Annotated in this window: 3 protein-coding genes and 1 riboswitch; of the genes, 1 reads left to right on the plus strand and 2 read right to left on the minus strand. The window is 56.3% G+C overall.

Annotated features, from left to right (window positions below):
- Positions 1 to 29 precede the first annotated feature (29 nt).
- Positions 30 to 398 (minus strand): DUF1428 domain-containing protein, encoded by a 369-nt coding sequence (locus P7F28_RS07120; protein WP_277183799.1) that lies wholly within the window; start codon positions 396 to 398, stop codon positions 30 to 32.
- 44 nt (positions 399 to 442) lie between these two features.
- Complete coding sequence (locus P7F28_RS07125) at positions 443 to 922, minus strand: histidine phosphatase family protein (RefSeq protein ID WP_277183800.1); 480 nt, start codon at positions 920 to 922, stop codon at positions 443 to 445.
- An 89-nt stretch (positions 923 to 1,011) separates the two neighbouring features.
- Positions 1,012 to 1,137: riboswitch (cobalamin riboswitch) on the plus strand.
- Between the two features lie 28 nt (positions 1,138 to 1,165).
- Between P7F28_RS07125 and P7F28_RS07130 the strand changes: the two genes are divergently transcribed.
- Positions 1,166 to 1,399 carry a CbtB-domain containing protein gene (locus P7F28_RS07130; protein WP_277183801.1) on the plus strand — a complete coding sequence of 78 codons (234 nt, stop codon included), beginning with the start codon at positions 1,166 to 1,168 and terminating at the stop codon, positions 1,397 to 1,399.
- Positions 1,400 to 1,468 lie beyond the last annotated feature (69 nt).

A 1,468-nucleotide genomic window follows, 5' to 3' on the forward strand; every position in this document is an offset into this window, starting at 1 on the left:
GGTTTCCTTCGTTTTAGTGAATTTGGGTCTTAGCGCGACAATTCGACAATTGTCTTAAAGCCGCCAAAGAACATGCGCTTGGGATCGAACGGCGGCGTACCGTTTTCCATCATGGCCTTAAGGCGCGGATCTTCCATTACTTTAGCGTTCACCGCGTCTCGCACCTCGCGCGACTCATAGACAATCCACGAGAACGCTACCGTTTCGCCTTCCTTCAACTGCACGCTTTGCGGAAAAGACGTCACCTCTCCGGGCTTTACATCGTCAGCGATGGTCTCGACGAAATGTAGCGCGCCGTGTTCGATCCAGATTTTTCCCGCCTCTTCGGCCATTTTTCGGTAAGCGTCGATCTTGTCGATCGGCACCGGTACGACAAATCCGTCTACGTAGTTCGCCATGATCGCCTCCATTAAAAAGTGTGCTGCTTGCTTTGAGCTTTCGCTCAAGGGCTAAGTTTCAACTCGGTCGATGACAGCGGCGAAATATCCATGCGAAGCACATTGGCAAGCGGCTCGCCGCGCACATGCGCCAAAGCAACTTTCACGACGATCGCATGTGTAACGACAATACATTGCTCATCGCTTTCTTCTGTTGCAAGCCGGTCGAGCGCCTGCCCGACGCGCTTCGCCAGCATCGCGATGCTTTCCCCGCCATGCGGACGCGCATCAGGGTCCGTTAGCCAAGCATGGATATTCTTAGGCTCGCTTTCGCTAAGATCGCTAAGAGAAAGGCCGCGCCAGCGCCCGTAATCGATATCGATAAAGGCGGAATCGATTTCGAACGTCGGCGCGATCCATGCGGCCGTTTCGCGTGCGGCGCGCGCCGGGCTAGCAAACACGCGGCCCTTTAGCGATGTCGAGAGCGCGGCGCGTTCATCGTGTTCGACAGGCTCGTCGCCGGTCGGAAAATGCGCGGTTTTCATGGCGCGCGTCGCGGCATGGCAAAGCAGAATGAGCTTCAAAAGGAATAGGCGAGAGAAGGCTTGAGCGCTTTACTTTGCCGGTAATCATCATAGAATGGCAAGCTTGCAGTGCGAGGAAGCCGGTGCAAGCCCGGCACGGTCGCGCCACTGTAAGCCGCGTCGAATGAATTATTCGATGCGGCGAGTCAGACCCCGCTGCATGCCTTTAGTCGATCGGGACGCGCTTTTCCCTGGAGAACCTCAATGAATGCTTCCAATCCGGCTTTTTCCGCCGCTCCGCTTTCCCCCGGACTCGATGCACCGGTGCCCATTCCCGTGCGCGAAGTTTTGCCCTGGGCCGTCTTTATCGGCCTTATCTTGCTGATCGCCATTTATTTCGTTGGCGCGGAGCAGGGCGCAACGTCCATTTTTTCGGGCATGTTTATCCACGAATTCGTCCATGACGGCCGGCATTTGCTCGGCTTTCCGTGCCACTGAGGACGAACGATGATCCGTGCTTTGTTGATACGCGGCATGATCGCGGGACTCATCGCGGGCCTGCTTGGC

Source organism: Caballeronia sp. BR00000012568055 (assembly GCF_029439455.1).
Classification (GTDB): Bacteria; Pseudomonadota; Gammaproteobacteria; order Burkholderiales; family Burkholderiaceae; genus Caballeronia.